General features: G+C 55.9%; 17 protein-coding genes and 1 pseudogene. All 18 read left to right on the top strand.

Translation table 11 applies throughout. The features are described 5' to 3' along the window. Positions 1-2: 2 nt before the first annotated feature. Positions 3-6,404, top strand: a complete 6,402-nt coding sequence (locus H7U37_RS09625) for an SNF2-related protein (RefSeq protein WP_420875801.1) — start codon at positions 3-5, stop codon at positions 6,402-6,404. 1 nt (position 6,405) lies between these two features. Then, complete coding sequence (locus H7U37_RS09620) at positions 6,406-7,482, top strand: DUF3849 domain-containing protein (RefSeq protein ID WP_204875428.1); 1,077 nt, start codon at positions 6,406-6,408, stop codon at positions 7,480-7,482. Next, the gene (locus H7U37_RS09615) at positions 7,479-7,823 is read left to right on the top strand and encodes a plasmid mobilization protein (RefSeq protein ID WP_204875427.1); all 345 of its coding nucleotides are present in this window, start codon (positions 7,479-7,481) and stop codon (positions 7,821-7,823) included. The genes H7U37_RS09620 and H7U37_RS09615 overlap by 4 nt, the downstream gene beginning before the upstream one ends. Before the next feature lie 140 nt (positions 7,824-7,963). Continuing rightward, positions 7,964-8,269 carry a hypothetical protein gene (locus H7U37_RS09610; RefSeq protein ID WP_204875426.1) on the top strand — a complete coding sequence of 102 codons (306 nt, stop codon included), beginning with the start codon at positions 7,964-7,966 and terminating at the stop codon, positions 8,267-8,269. After that, positions 8,266-8,577, top strand: coding sequence for a CD1845 family protein (locus H7U37_RS09605; RefSeq protein WP_204875425.1), 312 nt, complete (start codon positions 8,266-8,268; stop codon positions 8,575-8,577). The genes H7U37_RS09610 and H7U37_RS09605 overlap by 4 nt, the downstream gene beginning before the upstream one ends. A gap of 103 nt (positions 8,578-8,680) precedes the next feature. Then, entirely contained in the window at positions 8,681-9,274 is a 594-nt protein-coding gene (locus H7U37_RS09600; RefSeq protein WP_105204206.1) for a type IV toxin-antitoxin system AbiEi family antitoxin domain-containing protein, read from the top strand. Further along, on the top strand, positions 9,271-10,119 hold the full coding sequence (locus H7U37_RS09595; RefSeq protein WP_204875424.1) for a nucleotidyl transferase AbiEii/AbiGii toxin family protein: 849 nt from the start codon (positions 9,271-9,273) through the stop codon (positions 10,117-10,119). Before H7U37_RS09600 ends, H7U37_RS09595 begins: the two co-directional genes overlap by 4 nt. Further along, complete coding sequence (locus tag H7U37_RS09590) at positions 10,116-10,424, top strand: hypothetical protein (RefSeq protein ID WP_087366921.1); 309 nt, start codon at positions 10,116-10,118, stop codon at positions 10,422-10,424. The genes H7U37_RS09595 and H7U37_RS09590 overlap by 4 nt, the downstream gene beginning before the upstream one ends. A gap of 100 nt (positions 10,425-10,524) precedes the next feature. Next, the gene (locus tag H7U37_RS09585; protein WP_204875423.1) at positions 10,525-11,937 is read left to right on the top strand and encodes a relaxase/mobilization nuclease domain-containing protein; all 1,413 of its coding nucleotides are present in this window, start codon (positions 10,525-10,527) and stop codon (positions 11,935-11,937) included. A 146-nt stretch (positions 11,938-12,083) separates the two neighbouring features. Then, a pseudogene (locus H7U37_RS09580) lies at positions 12,084-12,350 on the top strand (TnpV protein); the annotation flags it as partial. Between the two features lie 138 nt (positions 12,351-12,488). Then, entirely contained in the window at positions 12,489-13,475 is a 987-nt protein-coding gene (locus H7U37_RS09575; RefSeq protein WP_204875421.1) for a helix-turn-helix domain-containing protein, read from the top strand. Between the two features lie 130 nt (positions 13,476-13,605). After that, a complete protein-coding gene (locus H7U37_RS09570; protein WP_204875420.1) occupies positions 13,606-14,208 on the top strand; it encodes an MptD family putative ECF transporter S component in 603 nt (200 codons plus the stop codon). Between the two features lie 113 nt (positions 14,209-14,321). Further along, positions 14,322-15,095 (top strand): energy-coupling factor transporter transmembrane component T, encoded by a 774-nt coding sequence (locus tag H7U37_RS09565; protein WP_204875419.1) that lies wholly within the window; start codon positions 14,322-14,324, stop codon positions 15,093-15,095. A 2-nt stretch (positions 15,096-15,097) separates the two neighbouring features. After that, a complete protein-coding gene (locus tag H7U37_RS09560) occupies positions 15,098-16,564 on the top strand; it encodes an ABC transporter ATP-binding protein (protein ID WP_338049816.1) in 1,467 nt (488 codons plus the stop codon). A gap of 15 nt (positions 16,565-16,579) precedes the next feature. Further along, complete coding sequence (locus H7U37_RS09555) at positions 16,580-18,364, top strand: ABC transporter ATP-binding protein (protein WP_204875417.1); 1,785 nt, start codon at positions 16,580-16,582, stop codon at positions 18,362-18,364. Then, positions 18,365-20,113, top strand: a complete 1,749-nt coding sequence (locus H7U37_RS09550; protein WP_204875416.1) for an ABC transporter ATP-binding protein — start codon at positions 18,365-18,367, stop codon at positions 20,111-20,113. It begins immediately after the preceding gene. A 9-nt stretch (positions 20,114-20,122) separates the two neighbouring features. After that, on the top strand, positions 20,123-20,650 hold the full coding sequence (locus H7U37_RS09545; protein ID WP_204875415.1) for a TetR/AcrR family transcriptional regulator: 528 nt from the start codon (positions 20,123-20,125) through the stop codon (positions 20,648-20,650). A 9-nt stretch (positions 20,651-20,659) separates the two neighbouring features. Continuing rightward, positions 20,660-21,031 (top strand): metal-dependent transcriptional regulator, encoded by a 372-nt coding sequence (locus tag H7U37_RS09540; protein ID WP_087384156.1) that lies wholly within the window; start codon positions 20,660-20,662, stop codon positions 21,029-21,031. The last annotated feature ends 284 nt before the right edge of the window (positions 21,032-21,315 follow it).

Raw genomic sequence — 21,315 nt, 5'->3', positions numbered from 1 at the left:
CTATGCCCAAACCCGTTGCGCAGGCGGAACCTGTGCGCCGGGCGCTGACCCAGGCGGAGATCGACGCCGCCATCCAGGAATGGAACGGCAATATTGAGAGCAAACACGCGGTTGTCCGCTACATGAGGGACCATGCCCGTGAAAAGGACACCGCCGCCTGGTTGCGGCAGGAATATGGCGATGACTTCCCGACCCTGCCTGTGACGGTGGACAGCGCGGCGGGCGATGTGCCCTGGCCCAAGGTGCAGCGCCGGATCGCCCAGCTCATCAAGGAAGATCGGTTCTACACCGAGGCGGAGCAGGACCGTTTTGACAACATCGACCCCATCGCCATCCGGGAGGCGCTGGCCGAGCGCGGCATTGTGAACGGTCGGGTGGTGGACCCGGAAAAACTGGACAGTGACCCGTTCATCCAGCAGGTTATGCGGGATGTGGAGGCCGTCGCAACCGAGGAACAGGCCGAGGCAGCGGCAAAACCGCCTTTGCCGGACTTATCCGGCCAGCCCATCACCCGCGAGGGAGACACCCTCACCATCGGCAGCGGTGAACCCACCCATGAGATCGACATCACGGTGTCGGACGAGGAATATGCCGCCATCCGGGGCGCCATCCCGGAGCGCACCGCTTACGACCCGTCCGCCCCGGTTTACAACGTGGGCGATACCGTCTATCTGGATGACCGCGCCCACCAAATCACCGAACTGCGGGAGGACACGGTGCAACTGCTGCCCACCGGCATGAGCTATCCCATCTACCGGGCCGAGAGCCGGGAGCGGTTCGAGCAGCTTCTGCGGGCAGACAATCGCAACGACTTCTACACCGAGTTCCTGCCCGTCAACCCCGACACGGCGGACCAGGACCTGCGGGATGTGCTGGCCCACGGCCTCATCGGCGCGCCGGACAAGGCGGAGCTTTCCGAACTGCTGCGCACCGGCAAGAGCAACCGGGAGGTCGCCCTGTGGCTGAGCCGGGCCTATCCTGACATCATCGAGACGATGGAGCTGGAGACCGGCGACACCGCCGACTACCGCACCATATCCGAAGGCATCGAGCTGGAAGTGCTGGACGCGGACGAAAAACGGCTGGCCATGCTGTTCTTCCGCTGGGATGAGGTCGCGCCGCTGCTGCGCGGGTTGTATGCCCGCCAGCTGGACGGCTTTGGACAGGAGCAGGCCGAACCGGCGATTGAAACCGCCAAGCCCATTGAAGAAGCCGCCGAGGCACCGGCGTTCCGCTCCGAGACGGTTGCCGTCTACCCCGGCGACAAAAACCATCTGCCCTATGACGTGGTGGTGGAACGGCTACACATTGACCGGCCGGAACCCACGCCGCCGGAACCGGCCCACGCCCCGGACGCGGAGCCGGAGGAAAAGCCGGACTACCCGGTTGCCATCCCGGTGAACGGCGAGTGGCAGACTTTACCCAACCAGAGGGCTGCCGAGCAGGCGGCCTATCAGGAGTACCGGGACAACCTGCGCCGCAACGCCGAGAACTTCCGCATCACCGACGATCATCTGGGCGAGGGCGGTCCCAAGGCCAAGTACCAGGCCAACATGGCAGCGATCAAGCTGCTGAAATACCTGGAGGAAACCACCGGCCAGGCCACGCCGGCGCAGCAGGAAGTGCTGTCCCGCTATGTGGGCTGGGGCGGTGTGGCGGACGCCTTTGACCCGGACAAACCCGCGTGGGCCGCCGAGTATGCGGAGCTGAAGGAACTGCTGACCCCGGAGGAATACGCTGCGGCCAGGGCCTCCACCCTCAACGCCCACTACACCAGCCCCACCGTCATCCGCGCCGTTTATGAAGCTGTGGAGCAGATGGGCTTCCGTACCGGCAACATTCTGGAACCGTCCTGCGGCGTGGGCAATTTCTTCGGGATGCTGCCGGAGAGCATGGCCGGGAGCCGTCTGTACGGCGTGGAGCTGGACAGCATTTCCGGGCGCATCGCCAGGCAGCTTTACCCCAAAGCCGACATCACCGTAGCGGGCTTCGAGACTACCGATCGGCGGGACTTCTATGATCTTGCCATCGGTAACGTTCCTTTCGGGCAGTATCAGGTGAACGACAAAGCCTACAACAAGCTGGGCTTCAACATCCACAATTACTTCTTTGCCAAAGCGTTGGATCAGGTGCGGCCGGGCGGCGTGGTGGCTTTCGTCACCAGCCGCTATACGATGGACGCCAAGGATTCCACTGTGCGCCGGTATCTGGCCCAGCGGGCCGAACTGCTGGGGGCCATCCGCCTGCCCAACAATGCCTTCCGCGCCAACGCCGGGACTGATGTGGTGTCCGACATCCTGTTTCTGCAAAAGCGGGACCGTCCGCTGGACATCGCTCCGGACTGGACCCAAACCGGCCGGACCGAGGAGGGCTTCACGGTCAACCAGTATTTTCTGGATCACCCGGAGATGGTGCTGGGGCGGCCCACCGCCGAAAGCACCCAATACGGCAAGCAGGACTACACCGTGGCCCCCATCGAGAGGCTGGAGCTGGCCGATCAGCTGCACGATGCCGTGAAGTACATTCGCGGCACCTATCAGGAGGCCACGCTGCCGGAGCTGGGAGAGGGCGAGGACATCGACGAATCCCTCCCGGCTGACCCCAACGTGAAGAACTACTCCTACACGGTGGTGGACGGCGCGGTGTACTTCCGGGAAAACAGCCGCATGGTGCGCCCGGACCTGAACGCCACCGCCGAAGCCCGCGTCAAAGGGATGGTGGGGCTGCGGGACTGTGTGCAGCAGCTCATCGACCTGGAGATGGACGCCGCCGCGCCGGATGCCGACATCCGGGCGCAGATGGCCGAGTTGAACCGCCGCTATGACGATTTCTCCGCCAAGTACGGACTTATCAATGACCGGGCGAACCGGCTGGCTTTTGCCGATGACAGCAGTTATTACCTGCTCTGTGCGCTGGAGGTGCTGGACGAGGACGGCCAACTGAAGCACAAAGCAGATATGTTCTCGACGAGAACCATCAAGCCCCATGAGGCCGTCACCACCGTAGACACCGCCTCTGAGGCCCTGGCAGTCTCCATTTCTGAAAAAGCCTGCGTGGACATGACCTATATGGAACAGCTCACCGGCAAAACCGGCGAAGAATTGGCTGACGAGCTGCGCGGTGTCATCTTCCGTGTACCGGGCCAGGCTGAGCCGGACGGAACGCCCCATTATGTGACCGCCGATGAATACCTCTCCGGCAACGTGCGCCGGAAACTGCGCCAGGCCCAGCGGGCGGCGGAGCAGGACCCGGCCTTTGCGGTCAACGTGGAGGCCCTGACCGCCGCCCAGCCCAAGGACCTGGACGCTTCCGAGATCGAGGTGCGGCTGGGTGCGACGTGGATCGACAAGGAGTATATCCAGCAATTCATGTACGAGACCTTCGACACGCCTTTTTATCTTCAGCGCAGCATTGAAGTCCACTATACCCCCTTTACGGCGGAGTGGCAGATCTCCGGCAAAAATGTCGTGGGGCAAAACAACGTGGCCGCCTACTCGACCTACGGGACTGGCCGCGCCAACGCCTACAAAATTTTGGAGGACAGCTTGAACCTGCGGGATGTCCGTATTTACGACACCGTGGAGGACGCGGACGGCAAGGAACGCCGGGTGCTGAACGCCAAGGAAACCACCCTGGCCGCGCAAAAGCAGCAGGCCATCCGGGATGCTTTCCGCGACTGGATTTGGCGCGACCCGGAGCGGCGGCAGGCGCTGGTGCGCCAGTACAACGAGGAAATGAACGCCACTCGGCCCCGCGAGTATGATGGCAGTCACATCGTTTTTGGCGGCATGAACCCGGCCATCACCCTGCGGGAACACCAGAAAAATGCCATCGCCCATGTGCTGTACGGCGGCAATACCTTGTTGGCCCATGAGGTGGGCGCGGGCAAGACCTTTGAAATGGTGGGGGCCGCGATGGAGGCCAAGCGGCTGGGTCTGTGCCAGAAATCCCTCTTTGTGGTGCCCAACCACCTGACCGAGCAGTGGGCTTCGGAGTTCCTGCGTCTGTACCCGTCCGCCAACATTCTGGTAACAACCAAAAAGGACTTTGAGAAGCACAACCGCAAGAAGTTCTGTGCCCGCATCGCCACCGGCGACTACGACGCCATCATCATGGGACACTCCCAGTTCGAGAAAATCCCCATCAGCAAGGAACGCCAGGAGCGGCTGCTGCATGAGCAGATTTGGGAAATCACCGAGGGTATCGCTGAGGTGGAGGCCAGCGGCGGGGAACGGTTCACTGTCAAGCAGCTGGAACGCACCAAAAAGTCTCTGGAGGCGCGGCTGGAAAAGCTGCAAGCCGAGGGCCGCAAGGACGATGTGGTGACGTTTGAACAGCTGGGCGTGGATCGGCTGTTCGTGGACGAGGCCCACAACTACAAAAACCTGTTCTTATATACGAAGATGCGCAACGTGGCGGGCCTCTCTACGACGGACGCGCAGAAATCCTCGGATATGTTCGCCAAATGCCGCTACATGGACGAGATCACCGGCAGCCGGGGCGTCATCTTTGCCACCGGCACGCCGGTTTCCAACTCCATGACCGAGCTTTACACCATGCAGCGGTATCTCCAGTATGACCGCCTGCAAGAGCTGGGCATGACCCACTTTGACTGCTGGGCGTCCCGGTTTGGCGAGACCGTGACGGCGCTGGAGCTGGCCCCGGAGGGCACCGGCTACCGGGCGCGGACCCGCTTCTCCAAGTTTTTCAACCTGCCGGAGCTGATGAACTTGTTCAAAGAAATCGCGGACATCAAAACCGCCGACCAGCTGCACCTGCCCACGCCCCAGGTGGAGTACCACAACATCGTGGCCCAGCCCACCGAGCAGCAGCAGGAAATGGTGAAGGCGCTCTCGGAGCGCGCTTCCCTGGTACACAGCGGCACGGTGGACCCGTCCCAGGACAATATGCTCAAAATCACCAGCGACGGGCGCAAGCTGGGCTTGGACCAGCGGATCATCAACCAGCTGCTGCCGGATGAGCCGGGCACCAAGGTCAATCAGTGCGTGAACAACATCATGCAGATCTGGCGGGATGGCGAGGCTGACAAGCTGACCCAGCTGGTGTTTTGCGACATCTCCACGCCCCAGGCCCGGCCCGCCAAAAAGGTAGCCAAGGCGCTGGACAACCCGACCCTCCACGCTTTGGAGGACGCGGTGCCGCTGGACGAGCCGGAACCGGCCTTTACGGTCTACGAGGACATCCGGCAGAAGCTCATCGCTAAAGGTGTGCCCGCCGAGCAGATTGCCTTTATCCATGAGGCCAACACCGAGGTGCGCAAAAAGGAGCTTTTCTCCAAGGTCCGCACCGGGCAGGTGCGCGTCCTGCTGGGCAGCACGGCCAAAATGGGCGCGGGCACCAACGTGCAGGATCGCCTGGTGGCGCTGCATGACCTGGACTGCCCGTGGCGGCCCGGCGACCTGGCCCAGCGAAAGGGGCGCATCGAGCGCCAGGGCAACCAGAACGAGACCGTCCATGTGTACCGCTACGTCACGGAGGGGACTTTCGATGCCTACCTCTGGCAGACGGTGGAAAACAAACAGAAATTCATCAGCCAGATCATGACCTCCAAATCGCCGGTGCGAAGCTGCGACGATGTGGACGAAACGGCGCTGTCCTTTGCCGAGATCAAGGCGCTGTGCGCCGGGGACCCGCGCATCAAGGAGCGTATGGACCTGGATGTGGACGTGGCGCGGTTAAAGCTGATGAAGGCCGACCACCAGAGCAAGCAGTACCGTCTGGAGGACCAGCTGCTGAAAACCTTCCCGGAGGAGATTGAGAAAAACAAGGGCTTTATCGCCGGGCTGGAAGCCGATATGGCGACCTTGGCCGCCCATCCCCACCCGGAGGACGGCTTTGCCGGGATGGAAGTCCGTGGCGACACCCTCACCGACAAAGAGAACGCCGGGGCCGCGCTGCTGGACGCCTGCAAGGAGGTCAAAGGGACCGACCCGGTGCCGGTGGGCAGTTACCGGGGCTTCGCTATGTCGGTGACGTTTGACGCTTTCCGGCAGGAGTATATGCTCCTGCTGAAAGGCCAGATGACCCACCGGGCGACGCTGGGCGCAGACCCCCGTGGAAATCTCACCCGTATCGACAATGCGCTCAGCCAGATGCCCCAGCGGCTGGAGGCGGTGAAGAACCAGCTGGACAATCTCTACCAGCAGCAGGCCGCCGCCAAAGCGGAGGTGGGCAAGCCCTTCCCCCAGGAACAGGAGTTGCGGGACAAATCTGCCCGACTGGCCGAGCTGGACGTACTGCTGAACATGGACAGCCGGGGCCGCCCTGCGCCGGAGGCGGTGCTTGCCAAGAGCAGCCGCCCCTCGGTGCTGGAGGGCCTGAAACGCCCGGTGCCGCGCAATCCCGAAAAGAAACCCAAACACCACGAACAGGAGGTGCGATGACATGAATACCGATAAAAACACGGCCCTCTATGAGAAGATGGCCGCCGAGCAGGACAAGTTCCGGGACTGGCTGAAAAGCCAGCCCCCGGAGGAAATTCTAAAGCATACCTATGAGTACACGATCCGGGAGGACATCCTGATGGCGATGGAGGAGCTGGACCTGCCCCAAAGCCGGGCCGCCGCGCTGCTGGCGTCGCCGTCCCCGCTGGCCGATGTCTACAAGGAGTTTTCTGACCGGGAGACTTCCTACATGGATGTGGTGCGGGACAGCATCGAGCAGCGGGCCGAGGCGGCGCTGGACGCCCAGCGGGAACTGCCGCTCTACCGGCACGCCGCCGCCCATGCCCGCGAACAGGGCGACCTGGATTTGTACCGGGCGTCCCGCCGCGTCAACATCGCCTGCAAGGAGGCCATTGAGGCGTCCATTTCGGAACATTACCGGGACAACCGGCTGGACAAGGATGCGGTACCCCAGGTGATCGAGCAGTTCGGCTACACACGCACCCTCTATGTGCTGGCAAACACCGTACAGCAGAAAGATTGGGATGAGCGTTTCAGTTCGGCCAACAAGGCGTGGGCCAAAACGGTGGACATCCCGCCCAACCCGGACGGCTTTGGCGGCGAACGCAACCTGGACTTTGTGGTGGACAGCCACTCCGGCCTGGTCGATCTGTTCTTGAGCCAGGCGCGGCAGGACTATCTGCGGCTCCAGCCGCTGACGCCGGAGGAAATCCGTGCCGAGGCCGCCCGGCTCTTGCAGGAGCTTCGTGCGCCGGATACGCCCAACAGCCCCCACGGCACCCACTACATGGCCCGCGTTTCGCCGGACTTTCTGGCCCGCGCAGGCACCCAGGCCCATGACCGGCTGATGGTGCTGCTGCCATTCCGCAGTCTGGCGATCACCGGCATGAAGGACCTGCCCGGCACCTATGTCACCATCCTGGCCAGCGAGGATCGCTCCAAGGAGCTGCGCCAGCGACGCCCCTCAGTCCGCCGCCAGCTGAAACAGGAGCCGCGTCCCGCTGAAAAGCCGGAGAAAAAATCCCCCATCCATAAGAAAAAGGAGCCGGAACGGTGAGCGCCCCCAAGCGCAAGCGGGAGGTGCAGCTGAACTTCCGGGTCTCGCCGGAAGAACTGGCGCTGATCGAGCAGAAGATGGTCCAGCTGGGGACAACGAACCGGGAAGCCTATCTGCGCAAGATGGCCCTGGACGGCTATGTGGTGCGCCTGGAACTGCCGGAGCTGAAGGAACTGGTCTCCCTGATGCGCTATTCCAGCAACAACTTGAACCAGCTGGCCCGCCGTGTGCATGAAACCGGGCGCATTTACGACGCTGACCTGGAGGATATAACCCGGCGGCAGGAGGCTTTGTGGGATGGGGTGCATCAGGTATTGACCCAGCTGGCAAAGCTGTCGTGACAGGGGCATACGCCCCGGCTGTGAGGGAGGTCCGGCGCGTGCAGGCTGCATCGCCGGGCCTCCCTCTTTTTTCTTTGCCGGTATCGTTGCGTTTTGGCGGGTTGTGATTGATAATGGAGTCAGAAACGAGGTGATGGCTGATGTTGACGTTTGAAAACGTCTTGGAGATTTTTCAAGAGTACCTGCTGCGCGACCCGGAGGAAGAAGTTCTTCCCTGCAAACGCGGCTACGTCCGACTGAGCTGGGACAAGGACTCCCGCTACTGCGTGGACGGCATTCTCTGCCGGACCCCGGAGGAACTGTTCGATATACTTCTCTCGGATTTTCAGGACTTTGCCATGATTTGCCGGACGCGGGGACGCCGGGAGGTCACAGAGGCGGACGAAAAGGCCGTAGAGGAACTGTGCCAGCCATACCTGGACTGGCGGAAGGAGGCGCTGAAATGAGAGCGGTGCTGTTTATTTTGAAATTGGGGCTGAAAATCCTTGCCGCGCCGGTGGTGCTGGCGCTGATGCTGTTCACCTGGCTGTGCTTCGGGCTGCTGTATGTGTCCAGCTTTATCTTCGGCCTGGCCTCCACAGTGGTGGCGCTGCTGGGGATCGCGGTGCTTGTGACCTACTCGCCGCAAAACGGCCTGATCCTGCTGGTGATTGCCTTCCTGGTCAGCCCGCTGGGTTTGCCGATGGCCGCTGCCTGGCTGGTGGGCAAGGTGCAGGACCTGCGGTATGCGATCCAGGACGCGGTGTATGGCTGAATAGGAAGCGAAGAATTGCCGGGAGTGAGTGCCCGGCAATTTTTTGACTTTACTTTCGTGCTAATTTAGCGTATAATATTAGCATGAAAGGAAGGTGAAGAACGTGAGCCAATTTCAACAGCTGGACCAGCTGATGGAACGTCAGGACGGGATGCTGCGCACCGGGCAGGCCCTCGCGGCCGGGATCTCAAAACCTGTTTTTTATCAATTCGTGCAGTCTCGTGGGCTGGAACAGGCGGCGCATGGGATTTATCTTTCCAAAGACGCCTGGGTGGACGCCATGTATCTGCTGCATCTTCGCTGTCCGCAGGCAGTTTTTTCCCATGAAACGGCGCTGTTTTTCCACGACCTGACCGACCGGGAGCCGCTGGCCTATTCTGTCACGGTCAAGACAGGGTACAACCCCACCCGGCTCAAGGACGAAGGCGTCCAGGTCTTTACCATCAAGGCGGAGCTGCATGAGGTCGGCCTGACAACCGCGCAGACCCCCTTCGGTCACGATGTGCCGGTCTATGATATGGAACGGACGATCTGCGATGTGCTGCGCAGCCGGAGCCACATCGAAATGCAGACATTCCAGGACGCTTTGAAAGCGTATGCTCGCCGGAAAGATAAGGACCTGCGGACGCTGGTGCGCTATGCCAAGCTGTTCCGGGTCGAGAAGATTTTACGCCAGTATTTGGAGGTACTCCTATGATAAAGACAGCCAGACAACTGAAAGATTTGATCCGTAACCTGTCAAAGAAAAATGCTGCGGATGCGCAGGTTTTGATGCGCAACTATATGATGGAGCGTTTTCTGGAACGCATTTCTCTCTCGTCCTACCGGGACAAATTCATCCTCAAGGGCGGGATGCTGGTGGCCGCGATGGTCGGTCTGGACGCCCGCTCCACGATGGACCTGGACGCAACGGTCAAGGGGGCCAACGTCAGTGTCGAGGATGTGGAGAACATGATGGCCGAGATCATCGCTGTTCCCATTGACGACGGCGTTACCTTCCAGGTGAAAAGCATTTCGGAAATCATGGATGAAGCGGAATATCCCGGTATCCGGGTCACGGTGACAACGCTCTTTGACGGGGTGCGCACCCCGCTGAAAATCGACATTTCAACCGGCGACGCCATCACCCCTAAAGAGGTGCGGTACAGCTTCAAGCTCATGCTGGAGGACCGCTCCATCGACGTTTGGGCCTATAACCTGGAGACCGTGCTGGCCGAAAAGCTGGAAACCATCATCACCCGCACTACGACCAACACCCGTATGAGAGATTTTTACGACATCGCCATCCTGCAACAACTCTATGGCAGCACTCTGGACCCGCACGTTCTCCATGACGCGCTGCTGGCGACAGCCCACAAGCGCGGCACCGAGCGCCATCTGGCCGAGGCCGCCGAAGTCTTTGATGAAGTGGAGAACAGCCCGGTCATGCAGGACCTGTGGGCGGCCTATCAGAAAAAGTTTTCCTATGCGTCCGACCTTGACTGGAATACGGTCATGGCTGCGGTGCGGCAGCTGTTCTCTCGTTGCGAGGGTGAGGTATGAAAAAACGTGGACACTACTGCAAGGTCTGTGGCGAGTATAAGGCAAACGAAAAGTTTTCCAGCAAGGGTCACGCCGCGCACATTTGTAAAACCTGCGCCGCTCTCCCGCCAGAAAAGCAGGCGGAAGAAATGACGCTTACCCAGCTTGTCAACCTTCCCTGGCGATTATCCAAAGGACAGCTTTCGTGGCTGAGGAAGCGGATGAAAGACCGACGGGACACCGTGCGGGCCTTGGCAACGGAACAGTATGAAATGAGGTTCCCGCCCAGGATAGAACTGGATGAATTGGAAGATGACTTTGAGTAAGATTTCGATTTTTATATGGACGAGGAAACTGATATAGAGTAAACCGATGCGGTCTGTGATGAGCAGGCCGCTTATTTTTTGGAAAGGAGGCGGACCCCGCATGGCCACCACCCGCATCATACCGCTGCACGCCGGCAAGGGCCGCATGGTCGGCAAGGCGATCAGCGACATCATCGACTATGTAAAAAATCCAGAAAAGACCGACCACGGCAGGCTCATTACCAGCTACCAGTGTGACAGCCGCGTGGCCGACGCGCAGTTCCTGCTGGACAAGCAGACCTACGCCGCCCGCACTGGCCGGGTGCGCGGTGCGGACGACGTGATCGCCTACCACCTGCGGCAGTCCTTTGTGCCGGGCGAGATCACGCCGGAGGAAGCCAACCGCCTGGGCGTGGAGCTGGCCCGGCGCTTTACCAAAGGCAAGCACGCTTTCATCGTCTGTACCCACATCGACAAGGCTCACGTCCACAACCATATTATATGGAACTCCACCACGCTGGAGTGTGACCGCAAGTTCCGCAACTTTTGGGGCAGCACTCGCGCTGTCCACCGTCTGAGCGATACCATCTGCATCGAGAATGGCTACTCCATTGTGGAGGCTCCCAAGCGGCGCGGCCAGAGCTACAACAAGTGGCTGGGCGATGCGGCCAAGCCCTCCCACAAGGAGCTGCTGCGCCAGGCCATTGACCGGGCGCTGGCACAGAAACCGGCCAGCCTGGAGGAGCTGCTGTGCCTGCTGGAACAGGACGGCTTTACCGTTCACCAGCGCGGCAAAACCATCTCCATCGGCGCGGAGGGCTGGGGCAACAACGTCCGCTTTGACCGGCTGGGGGACGGCTACGCGCTGGACGATCTGCTGGCGGTCCTCTCCGGCCAGAAAGAGCATACGCCCCGCAAGAAAACCGCTGTACAGACCGCTCCACCCAAGGTCAATCTGTTGGTGGACATCCAGGCAAAACTCCAGGCCGGAAAAGGCGCCGGGTATGCTCGCTGGGCCAAGGTGTTCAACCTCAAACAGATGGCCCAGACCCTCAACTACCTGTCTGAACACGGGCTGCTGGATTATGCCGATTTAGAAACCAAAACAGCAGAGGCGACGGCCCGCTACCATGCGCTGTCCGATCAGATCAAGGCCGCCGAGAAGCGCATGGCCGAGATCGCCGTGCTGCGAACTCATATCGTCAACTACGCCAAGACCCGCGACACCTATGTGGCCTACCGCAAGGCCGGGTATTCAAAGAAATTCCGGCAGGAGCATGAGGAGGAAATCTTGCTGCACCAGGCCGCCAAGGAAGCCTTCAACGAGCTGAACGTGAAAAAGCTCCCCACCATCAAGGAGCTTCAGACCGAGTACGCCCAACTGCTGGCGGATAAGAAAAAGGCTTATGGCGAGTACCGACAGGCCCGCACTGCCATGCGGGAGCTGCTGACGGTCAAAAACAACGTGGATCGGGTCATGGCGATGGAGCAGACCGAGCCGCAACAGAAAGAAAAAGACCACGGCCAGCGGTGAGCTGGTCGCGGTCAAAAGCGTTCGCCAGAACGCGCAGCCACAGATTGAAAATCTGTGTTCCAAGGGGGCTTGGGGGACTTCCCACAACAAGCGCGTGTGGCTATCTGGATAGCCACAGGCATCGCTTGCCAATATTATCAGAAATGTATGGCCGGATGCGGCAACGCTACCTGAAGGAACACCGGCCCGGCCTTTACAGCAGCCTGATTTTGAGTGAAAAGCTGTACCCGCACCTGTTGGAGATTGACCGGGCGGCGCGGGAGCGTATGGACGCCATGCTGCCCCGAATGATGGAGGCGGCAGGCGTGACCGAGGATTTGAAGGCCCGCGACCCCATGCGCTGGGCGGGGCTGATGAATACGCTGAAAGCGCAGGTGGAGGAGTTAATTTATCTTGAATTAGTTTTTATATGAGTTACAGACAAGCAGAGGAAAATTATAATCCTCTGCTTGTCTGTAAAGGAAAGACTGTTTTCCCACTTGACTATATGACTGCGTTCGATATATCATTGAATTAGCGAAAGCTAACCACCTTGGAGGTGAAGATATATCATGACGCATGGAAGCCATTATCTTGGCAAATTGTATAATGATCTTATAATCAATTCGCCCCAGACAATTTCGATGGATATTCCGTCTGATATGGGAAGCGGGCGAATTGCTCAAACGAAGATCAAACATGGCGTTATTCTTTCGGACTGGCAAATGTGCTATCAGGCAGATATGAATGTGCAGGGTCCCGTCAGTAAGGAATATATGCAAATCATTTTCTGCCTGAATGACGGAATTTCCTGGGGTATCATGGATGAACGGCGTTCTGTGACGATTCAAAAAAATGAGTCCTGTATTTATGCCGGTCACGGAGGAACAGAATATATTTGCTACAAAAAGGATAGCAATTTCTCATTTAAGAGCATCAAAATTCCAATCCCCTATTTCTCCAGGCTTCTATCAGACTATTTTGACGGGCAGGAAGTAACTGTCTATGAGAAAAAACTTTTGAACGGGATTTCAAAAGTTCCAGTGACGCCCGTTATGGAACAGATTTTAGCCGAGACAAGCCGTTTCACACAATATCGTGGCGGGCTGGGATATTTGTACCTGGATGGAAAACTGCTGGAACTGCTGTCGATTTATTTGGGTGAAGTGCTGGAACTGGACATCTTAATGGGTAAAAACATTTCTATGTCCCGGACTGAGCGAACTGCCATTATGGAAGCCAAGCGAATTATAGACAGCCAGCTCGCATTCGCCCCTTCCTGCGAAGAATTATCCCGTATGGTACACTTGAGCATGACGAAACTGACACGCGGGTTCTCATCGTTCTACGGTATGCCGATCCATCAATATGTGATTGAACAGCGTCTGGCACAGGCGGCACAGTTGCTTTTAGAAGGAGACTGGAATGTAAGCGAGGTTGCTGCGATCGTTGGATATGGGAAGGCCAGTAATTTTGCGGCTGCCTTTAAAAAAAGATATGGCGTAGCACCAAAAAATTACCGGGAAAGCCGGTTTGATAACACAAAAAATAAAGGCTGACTGTTTTTGGGTCAAAACGGGCAGGTTTTGGGTTGGATTAGTCTGCGATAACTGATATTCTATGTGATGTGGTTAGATGTTGCTAACTACATCACATTTTTATTTTCCAACAAAGTGAGGAGGCATGAGCATGAAACAAAAGTTGAATGCGAAAGACTTTATTCTCATCGGCGTCCTGACAGCCCTCATGTGGATCATCTGCATGATTATCAGCACCATTATGAGCGTGGCTGGCCCGGTGACCAATGTGTTTTATCCGTCCGTTGTTGCTATTCCTAACGGCATCGTGATGATGCTCCTTCTGGCCAAGGTGCCGAAGAAAGGCGTGTTCACCATCTGTGCCGCAATTCAGGCGATTCTGTTCCTGCTGGTAGGCGCATTCTGGTTTATTCCGATTGGCCTTGTCATTGGCGGTGTAATCTGCGATTTCCTGGTTATGGGCCGGAAAGATATTACGATGAAATCCATGATGGCAGCCTATGCGTTGTTCAGCGCCATTTTCGCTTTCAGCGCGATCTGCCCCATCAAATTCCTTCAGAGCGCCTTTGTCGGGGCTATGGAGAAGAACAACATCGCGCAGGAGTACATTGATGGAATGCTGAATATTACTTCCGTTCCCATGTTGGTCGTCATTGTTGCGGCCGGTCTGGTTGGAGGACTGATTGGCGGGCTGATCGGACAAAAAGCGTTGAAGAAGCACTTTATCAAGGCTGGACTCGTTTCAGTAAAATAACAGGATCAGCCCCCTGAAAATGTATCAGACAAACGCAGGCAAGCGGGCTGCCTGATTTCAGAGCGCGGGGCTGAATGTGGTCCCGCGCTTTGATTTTATAGGGAGGCATTGGAATGGAAGAAGCACAAATCAAACAAATCATCGAGCGGCAGCCCCTTCATGGGTCTGCGCTCCTGGACCCACGCTGCAAAATCCTTCTCCTGGTGTGCATCGGTTTTGTCAGTTACTTCTTGGCCGGAGAAGTTGTCAGCCTTGCGCTCATGCTGGTTTATGGGGCGTTTATTGCTTTAGGCAATGGCGGGAAATGGGCTGTGAAAATGATAGTGACCTATATCATTGTAGCCTATCTTAACGCTCTGCTCCGTTATGTGCAGGTGCCGGTTTTGAGCGTGATTATGAGCGTGTTTGGCGTTACGGTCCTGAAATTGATCCCCATCGTGATGATGGGACTCTGGATATTGCGGACCACCTACATGGATGACCTGATGGTGGCGCTTCAAAGGATGCGGCTGCCACAGGCGGTCACAATCCCTCTTGTCGTCATGTTCCGCTATATCCCTACATTGCGGATTGAATACCGGCAAATCCGCTGCACGATGGATATTCGCGGTATCAGTGATACCTTCTGGAAACGGGTATCCCATCCGTTAGCAACGATAGAGTATATTTTGATACCGCTGCTGATGCGGTGCCTGAAGGTCACGGATGAACTGGCGGCATCCGGCACAACACGCGGCCTGGAACTGGAATGCAAACGATATGCGTTGCGTCCGATTCGCTTTGCGTGGCCGGAAATCGTGGTATCTCTGCTGGGCATTCTCTTTTTGGCTGGGCTTCTCCTTATTGACCAGACCAAAATCGGGGAAATCATTTTGTGGAGGGTATGACGATGATCTCATTTCAGAATTTCAGCTTTCGCTATGAAGAAAGCCAAGATTATACCCTCCGTGGAATTGATATGACCGTAGAAACCGGCGAGTTTATCCTTCTGACCGGACGAAGCGGCTGCGGCAAGACAACACTGATCCGTTCGCTTAATGGCCTGATTCCGCACTTTTACCCCGGAGAAATTCAGGGTGATCTTGTGATGGATGGGCACTCACTCCTGGAAATGAAACCATCCGGGCTGGCCGGGCAGGTAGGAACTGTATTCCAGGACCCGCGCTCTCAGTTTTTTATGACAGACACTACCAGGGAACTGGCCTTTGGATGTGAAAACATGGGCCTTCCCCGTGAAGAAACGATTGAACGGATCGCAAAGGCGGCCAAAGATTTGGAATTGGTGGACTACCTGAACAGGAGCATTTTTGCCCTGTCCAGCGGGGAAAAACAACAGATTGCCATTGGCTCGGTTTATGCTCTCTCACCCAAGGTCTACATTTTCGATGAGCCATCCGCCAATCTGGATTATGCGGCTACCAAACGGTTGGCCGAAATCATGGGAAAATTGAAGCAGGACGGATATACCATCTTTGTGGTAGAACATCGCTTCTATTATCTGCGGGACTTGATTGACCGGGTGTTTCTCATTCAGGATGGAAAGGTTGAACGAGAATTTACCAGAGAACAGTTTTGCGCGTTGCCTGAGAAAACGCGCATCTCCTATGGCCTGCGGACAGCGTATCCGGAACGAGATGCGAAAAACTATCACGAAAAGGAACGCCTTTTCGACGGGAAGCACCTGTTGGCGGTGCAGAACTTGGCATTCTCTTATAAGAAAGGGCCTGATGTATTCCAGAATGTCAGCTTTGAAGCCCATGCAGGAGATGTCATTGGGATTCTCGGTCACAATGGCGCAGGAAAGACAACGCTTTTGTCGATTTTGACCGGACTATTAAAACAGCAGCAAGGGGAAATCAGCTTTGACGGAAAGAAACTCACACCCCGTCAACGGCGCGCTCTGTCTTACCTGGTAATGCAGGATACAGACTATCAGCTCTTTGCCAGCAGCGTGGAAGAAGAACTGTCTCTTGGAATAAAGGACGATTGCAAAGAAAAAGTGGACACCACATTGGATGCTTTGGAGCTTTCAGAATATCGGGAGCGTCACCCGGCTTCTCTCTCAGGTGGTCAAAAGCAACGGGTCACCATCGGCGCCGCTATCGTAAAGGACAGCCCGGTGATTTACTTCGACGAGCCTACCAGTGGGTTAGATTATGATTCGATGGTGCGCGTCAGCAATCTGATTGAACAGCTTTCAAATTCCGGGGTGATCGTTTTTGTGGTATCCCATGATTTTGAGTTCATTGTCCGTACCTGTACGGAAGTGGTTCAGTTGGATGACCACGGGGCCATACAAAATCACAGGCTTTCACCTGAGATTTTGAAAACCCTTTCAGAAAAATATTTTAACTGATGGGAGGTAAGACTTATGTTTCAAAAAGTATTTGAGTACGCAGGGCCTCATAAAAAGGGGCTCTATGCGGCCACGGCGGTGGTATTGGTCAGCGTTCTGATGGGGGTTCTTCCCTTTGTGCTGGCTTACCAGGTAATCGCGCCGTTGGTCATGGGGGAGGCAATCGACGCTTCTTTTATCATCCTGCGAGTGGTATTGGTGCTGGTATGCCTGGTGCTGCAAGCTATTCTCTATGGCTGGGGGCTGAACATCTCACATAAGGCAGCTTATGATACCCTGCTCCGTCTGCGGACTGCGCTGCAAAAGCGATTTGAAAAGTTGCCGCTGGGTGTAATCGAGGATAAGGGCACCGGCACAGTCAAAAAGCTGTTTGTGGATGACGTGGACAGTTTGGAGGTTCTTTTGGCTCACTCAATGCCGGAGGGGATCGCAAATCTGATGATCCCGATTGCGGTCTATGTAGCTATGTTTTTTGTGGACTGGAAACTGGCGCTCTTGTCCCTGGCATCTATCCCCATCAGCCTGATTGCCATGATGACGATGTATTCTGTCGGCATGAAGAAAATGGGGCCTTACTACATGGCTGGGCAGAAGATGAACAATACCATCATCGAGTACATCAACGGGATGGAGGTCGTCAAGGTATTTAACAAAGACGCTGACTCCTATGAACGGTTCCGCAAGGATGTGTCCGATTATCGGGATTACACCCTGGCATGGTATAAGGCTGCATGGCCGTGGATGGCGATTTACAGCAGCTTGCTGCCCTGCACCATTATTCTTACCCTGCCGCTGGGAGCCTGGTTTGTTCTCTCCGGCTGGTCGGCTTTGCCGGATTTGATTTTGGTGTTATGCCTTTCCCTGAGTATCGGTATGCCACTGCTCAAATCTCTTGGGTTCCTGCCTACCATGCCCCAGCTTAACTACAAGATTTCTGCGCTGGAGCAAGTCCTGGATGCGCCAGAACTTCAGCAGACAGGTGATACGTTTCATGGAAAAGATGACACCGTTACCTATGACCATGTTACTTTTGCCTATCAGACAATGCAGCCTGGCCCCGACGGGAAACCTGCAATGGTTGAGGATGAAGTCCTCCACGACATTTCCTTTACCGCAAGAGCCGGACAGAAAACAGCCCTTGTGGGTGAGTCCGGTTCCGGCAAGAGTACCCTCGCCAAACTGTTGATTCACTATTACGACCCGCAAAAGGGCAGTATCTCCATCGGTGGGCAGAAACTATGCGATATGAGTCTGGAGGCATTGAACAGCCGCATTTCCTATGTAGCGCAGGATCAATACCTGTTCAACACCTCTCTGCTGGAAAATATCCGGCTCGGAAGGCTGAACGCAACAGATGAAGAAGTCCTGGAGGCGGCGAAAAAGGCCCAATGTATGGAGTTCCTGGAGAAACTGCCTCAGGGCATTCGTTCTATGGCGGGCGATGCCGGGAAAATGCTCTCCGGCGGCCAGCGTCAGCGTATTTCTTTGGCGCGCGCAATCTTAAAAGATGCCCCCATTGTCGTGCTTGACGAGGCGACCGCCTACGCTGACCCCGAGAATGAGGAAAAAATGGAAGCAGCCATTGCGGAACTGGTGAAGGGCAAAACCTTAATCGTCATCGCCCATAAACTGCCTGCCATTATGAACGCCGACCAGATCTGCGTCATGGATCACGGGAAGCTGGTGGCAACAGGCAAGCATCAGGAGCTGATCCAGTCCTGCCCGGAATATCAAAAATTGTGGAAGGCAGCACAGGACAGCGCCGAATGGAAAGTACATACTGCAAAGGAGGGAAAATAAATGTTTGCACTGTTTTCGAGGATTTTGAAACTCTCCGGCCGCTATAAGGGGCGCATCCAGGGCGCATTTGTCTGTGCGTTTTTGGAGTCCATCCTGTCTAAGATGCCGATTTTTCTGGCCTTTGTGGTGCTGAGCGGATTTGCAGCCGGAACACTGACCGGGCAGACCTGCTTATATGTAGGGATCGGCCTTGCTGCGGCGGTACTGGTGCAGATGCTTGTTCACTATCTCAGTGACAGTCTGCAAAGCGCAGCAGGATATTTGATGTTTGCGGCTAAGCGCATGGAACTGGGCGGCCATCTGCGAAAACTGCCAATGGGATATTTTACATCGGGGAATGTCGGCAAGATTAGTTCTGTCCTTAGTACCGATATGGTGTTTATTGAAGAAGTCGCCATGAGTACGCTGGGCAATATGATGAGTTATTTGCTGTCCTCTTTGGTTCTCCTGGCTTTTATGTTTTATTTGAACTGGCAGCTCGGTTTGATTGCTGCGGCGGTAACCGTTTTGGCGTGGCTGGTATCCAAGGGGATGAACAAAGTCTCCCTGCGGGAAGCGGCAGGCCGCCAGGAACAAAGCGAACGGCTGACGGATGCGGTTCTGTCCTTTGTGGAAGGTATTGGCGTTATCAAGAGCTATAACCTGCTGGGCGAAAAGTCGGAGGAACTGACCGGAAATTTCAAACGGTCCAGAAATACATCTCTTGCGTTTGAGCGGAAAATGACGCCGTGGACTGTGGGCCTGAATATTCTCTACGGGATTGGCATTGCGGCAATCTTTGGTTTGGCTATTGTGCTGGAACAGAGCGGTGCGCTCTCCCTGGCCTATGTGTTGGGCGTCCTGCTGTTTGTATTTGACCTTTTTGGCCCACTGAAGGCGCTCTATGGAGAGGCATCCCGTCTGACTGTAATGAACGCCGCACTGGACCGCATTGAGGCAGTATTGGATGAACCGGAACTTCCCGATACCGGCAAGCAGCACCTTCCGGCCACGGCACAGCCGGGACAGCCGGAAGTACAGTTTCATGATGTTACCTTTGCTTATCAGGATAAAGAAGTGCTGCACCACATCAGCTTTGACATGAAGAAAAATTCCATGACAGCTTTGGTTGGGCCCTCCGGCGGAGGCAAGTCCACCATTGCGAACCTGCTTGCTCGGCTGTGGGATGTGAAATCCGGCAGTGTGACTGTCAGAGGGGTAGACATTCGTAATGTTCCGCTGTCGGAGCTGATGGAGCAAATCAGTATGGTATTTCAGCGTGTGTATTTGTTCCAGGACACAATCTACAACAATATCAGTATGGGGAAGCCGGACGCCACAGAGGAAGAAGTCTACGAGGCGGCAAGGAAAGCCCGCTGCTATGATTTCATCATGGCCTTGCCTGACGGGTTCCGGACGGTGGTGGGCGAAGGTGGCGCAACCCTCTCTGGCGGTGAGAAACAGCGGATTTCCATTGCCCGGTGCATCTTGAAAGACGCGCCCATCATTATTTTGGATGAGGCAACCGCCAGCGTAGATACCGATAACGAGAGTTACATCCAGGAAGCGATTTCTGAACTGGTCAAAGGAAAGACTCTGCTTGTTATTGCCCATCGGCTGAATACCATCCAGAACGCCGATCAAATTTTGGTCATCAACAACGGCCAAATCGCGCAGCAGGGCACCCATGAGGAACTTTTGGGGCAGCCCGGTATCTACCAGGATTTTGTGAATATCCGAAAGAATGCTGCCGGATGGAGCCTGGCATAAATCTAAGATATGTTAAAAAACGAAACCACTTTAAGAATGATAGAGTGTGCAAAGAGCGATTTTCTGAAAGACGGATATGAAGGCGTTTCTCTAAAAGACATATGTCGCCATGCAGGTGTAACAACGGGCGCATTTTATCACCGATTTCACGGAAAAGACGACTTGCTCAAAGCTGTTGTGGAACCTGATGCAAAAAGATTCCTGGAAATGTTAAGCGTTCCGCCCTCTGACACGGTATCTTCGCTTATTCCTGAATCGTGTTTGGCATTCGTTTACCTTCATCTGGATGTTTTCAAGATAGTAGTTCGTTGTAAATGTGCGCCTTATTACAGCGAATTTTACAACGACATGGATGGAGTCGTTTATAGGCGGCTGATGAAAATAAAAAGCGGCTACACAGAAGATATTTGCTGTCTGTTATCGAAAGCGTATGTGACAAGTTTTTTTGAGATCATCCGATGTAATTATGATTTTGAAACAGCCCAAAAATGTATTGGCGTATTAGAAACTTTCTTTGCATCACACCCCCACTGTTAGGAGGTAAATATGAAACTTCATGCGTCCGGGGAGGACTATCTGGAAACCATCCTTGTTCTCCAAAAGAAACTCGGTATGGTTCGTTCCGTAGATGTGGCCCGGCACATGGAGGTGTCCAAACCCAGTGTGTGCCATGCGGTGGCGACTTTGCGGGATGGTGGCTTCCTCACGATGGACGAGGATCACTTTCTCCATCTGACCGATATAGGCCGGGAGGTTGCCGAAAAAATCTACGAGCGGCACTGCTTCTTTACAGAGCAGCTCATCGCCGCAGGCGTTGACCCCAAAACAGCGGAGGCCGACGCCTGCCGGATTGAACACATCATCAGTGACGAGAGCTTTTCGCGGCTGAAAGAGGCAGCCGCACAGGAGCAAGACTAAACTGAATATGCCAAGCTATCCTGCCCCGCCAGACGGGGAAAGAAAAAAACCGTTGCAGGGCAGGTAGCTTTGTGCGCCCAAAATGGATTTTCAGGGTACTGCGGCGGTTTTGAGTACATCAAGGCCGCCGTTTCTTATGCCCTCAACAAAGGAATGACGACCGCAGGCTAAAGATCACGGCGGCTTTAGGAGGGAGCCGCCGTGAAGCAGAGACTGCTTCGACAAAATCTGGCAGGAATCTACCTGCCAAAAAAAGCCTAACACCTTACCTACCCCCATCTGCC

This window comes from Pseudoflavonifractor phocaeensis, from assembly GCF_016901735.1.
In the GTDB taxonomy this organism is placed as follows: Bacteria; Bacillota; Clostridia; order Oscillospirales; family Oscillospiraceae; genus Pseudoflavonifractor_A.
The sequence above is the reverse complement of the archived record's forward strand: the minus strand, read 5'-3'. Positions and strand labels throughout refer to the sequence as shown.

Excerpts from the sequence above, each read along its gene's own strand:
- H7U37_RS09625 (WP_420875801.1), top strand. The coding sequence starts at position 3 with ATGCCCAAACCCGTTGCGCAGGCGGAACCTGTGCGCCGGGCGCTGACC.
- H7U37_RS09620 (WP_204875428.1), top strand. The coding sequence starts at position 6,406 with ATGAATACCGATAAAAACACGGCCCTCTATGAGAAGATGGCCGCCGAG.
- H7U37_RS09610 (WP_204875426.1), top strand. The coding sequence starts at position 7,964 with ATGTTGACGTTTGAAAACGTCTTGGAGATTTTTCAAGAGTACCTGCTG.
- H7U37_RS09605 (WP_204875425.1), top strand. The coding sequence starts at position 8,266 with ATGAGAGCGGTGCTGTTTATTTTGAAATTGGGGCTGAAAATCCTTGCC.
- H7U37_RS09595 (WP_204875424.1), top strand. The coding sequence starts at position 9,271 with ATGATAAAGACAGCCAGACAACTGAAAGATTTGATCCGTAACCTGTCA.
- H7U37_RS09590 (WP_087366921.1), top strand. The coding sequence starts at position 10,116 with ATGAAAAAACGTGGACACTACTGCAAGGTCTGTGGCGAGTATAAGGCA.
- H7U37_RS09585 (WP_204875423.1), top strand. The coding sequence starts at position 10,525 with ATGGCCACCACCCGCATCATACCGCTGCACGCCGGCAAGGGCCGCATG.
- H7U37_RS09575 (WP_204875421.1), top strand. The coding sequence starts at position 12,489 with ATGACGCATGGAAGCCATTATCTTGGCAAATTGTATAATGATCTTATA.
- H7U37_RS09570 (WP_204875420.1), top strand. The coding sequence starts at position 13,606 with ATGAAACAAAAGTTGAATGCGAAAGACTTTATTCTCATCGGCGTCCTG.
- H7U37_RS09565 (WP_204875419.1), top strand. The coding sequence starts at position 14,322 with ATGGAAGAAGCACAAATCAAACAAATCATCGAGCGGCAGCCCCTTCAT.
- H7U37_RS09560 (WP_338049816.1), top strand. The coding sequence starts at position 15,098 with ATGATCTCATTTCAGAATTTCAGCTTTCGCTATGAAGAAAGCCAAGAT.
- H7U37_RS09555 (WP_204875417.1), top strand. The coding sequence starts at position 16,580 with ATGTTTCAAAAAGTATTTGAGTACGCAGGGCCTCATAAAAAGGGGCTC.
- H7U37_RS09550 (WP_204875416.1), top strand. The coding sequence starts at position 18,365 with ATGTTTGCACTGTTTTCGAGGATTTTGAAACTCTCCGGCCGCTATAAG.
- H7U37_RS09545 (WP_204875415.1), top strand. The coding sequence starts at position 20,123 with ATGTTAAAAAACGAAACCACTTTAAGAATGATAGAGTGTGCAAAGAGC.
- H7U37_RS09540 (WP_087384156.1), top strand. The coding sequence starts at position 20,660 with ATGAAACTTCATGCGTCCGGGGAGGACTATCTGGAAACCATCCTTGTT.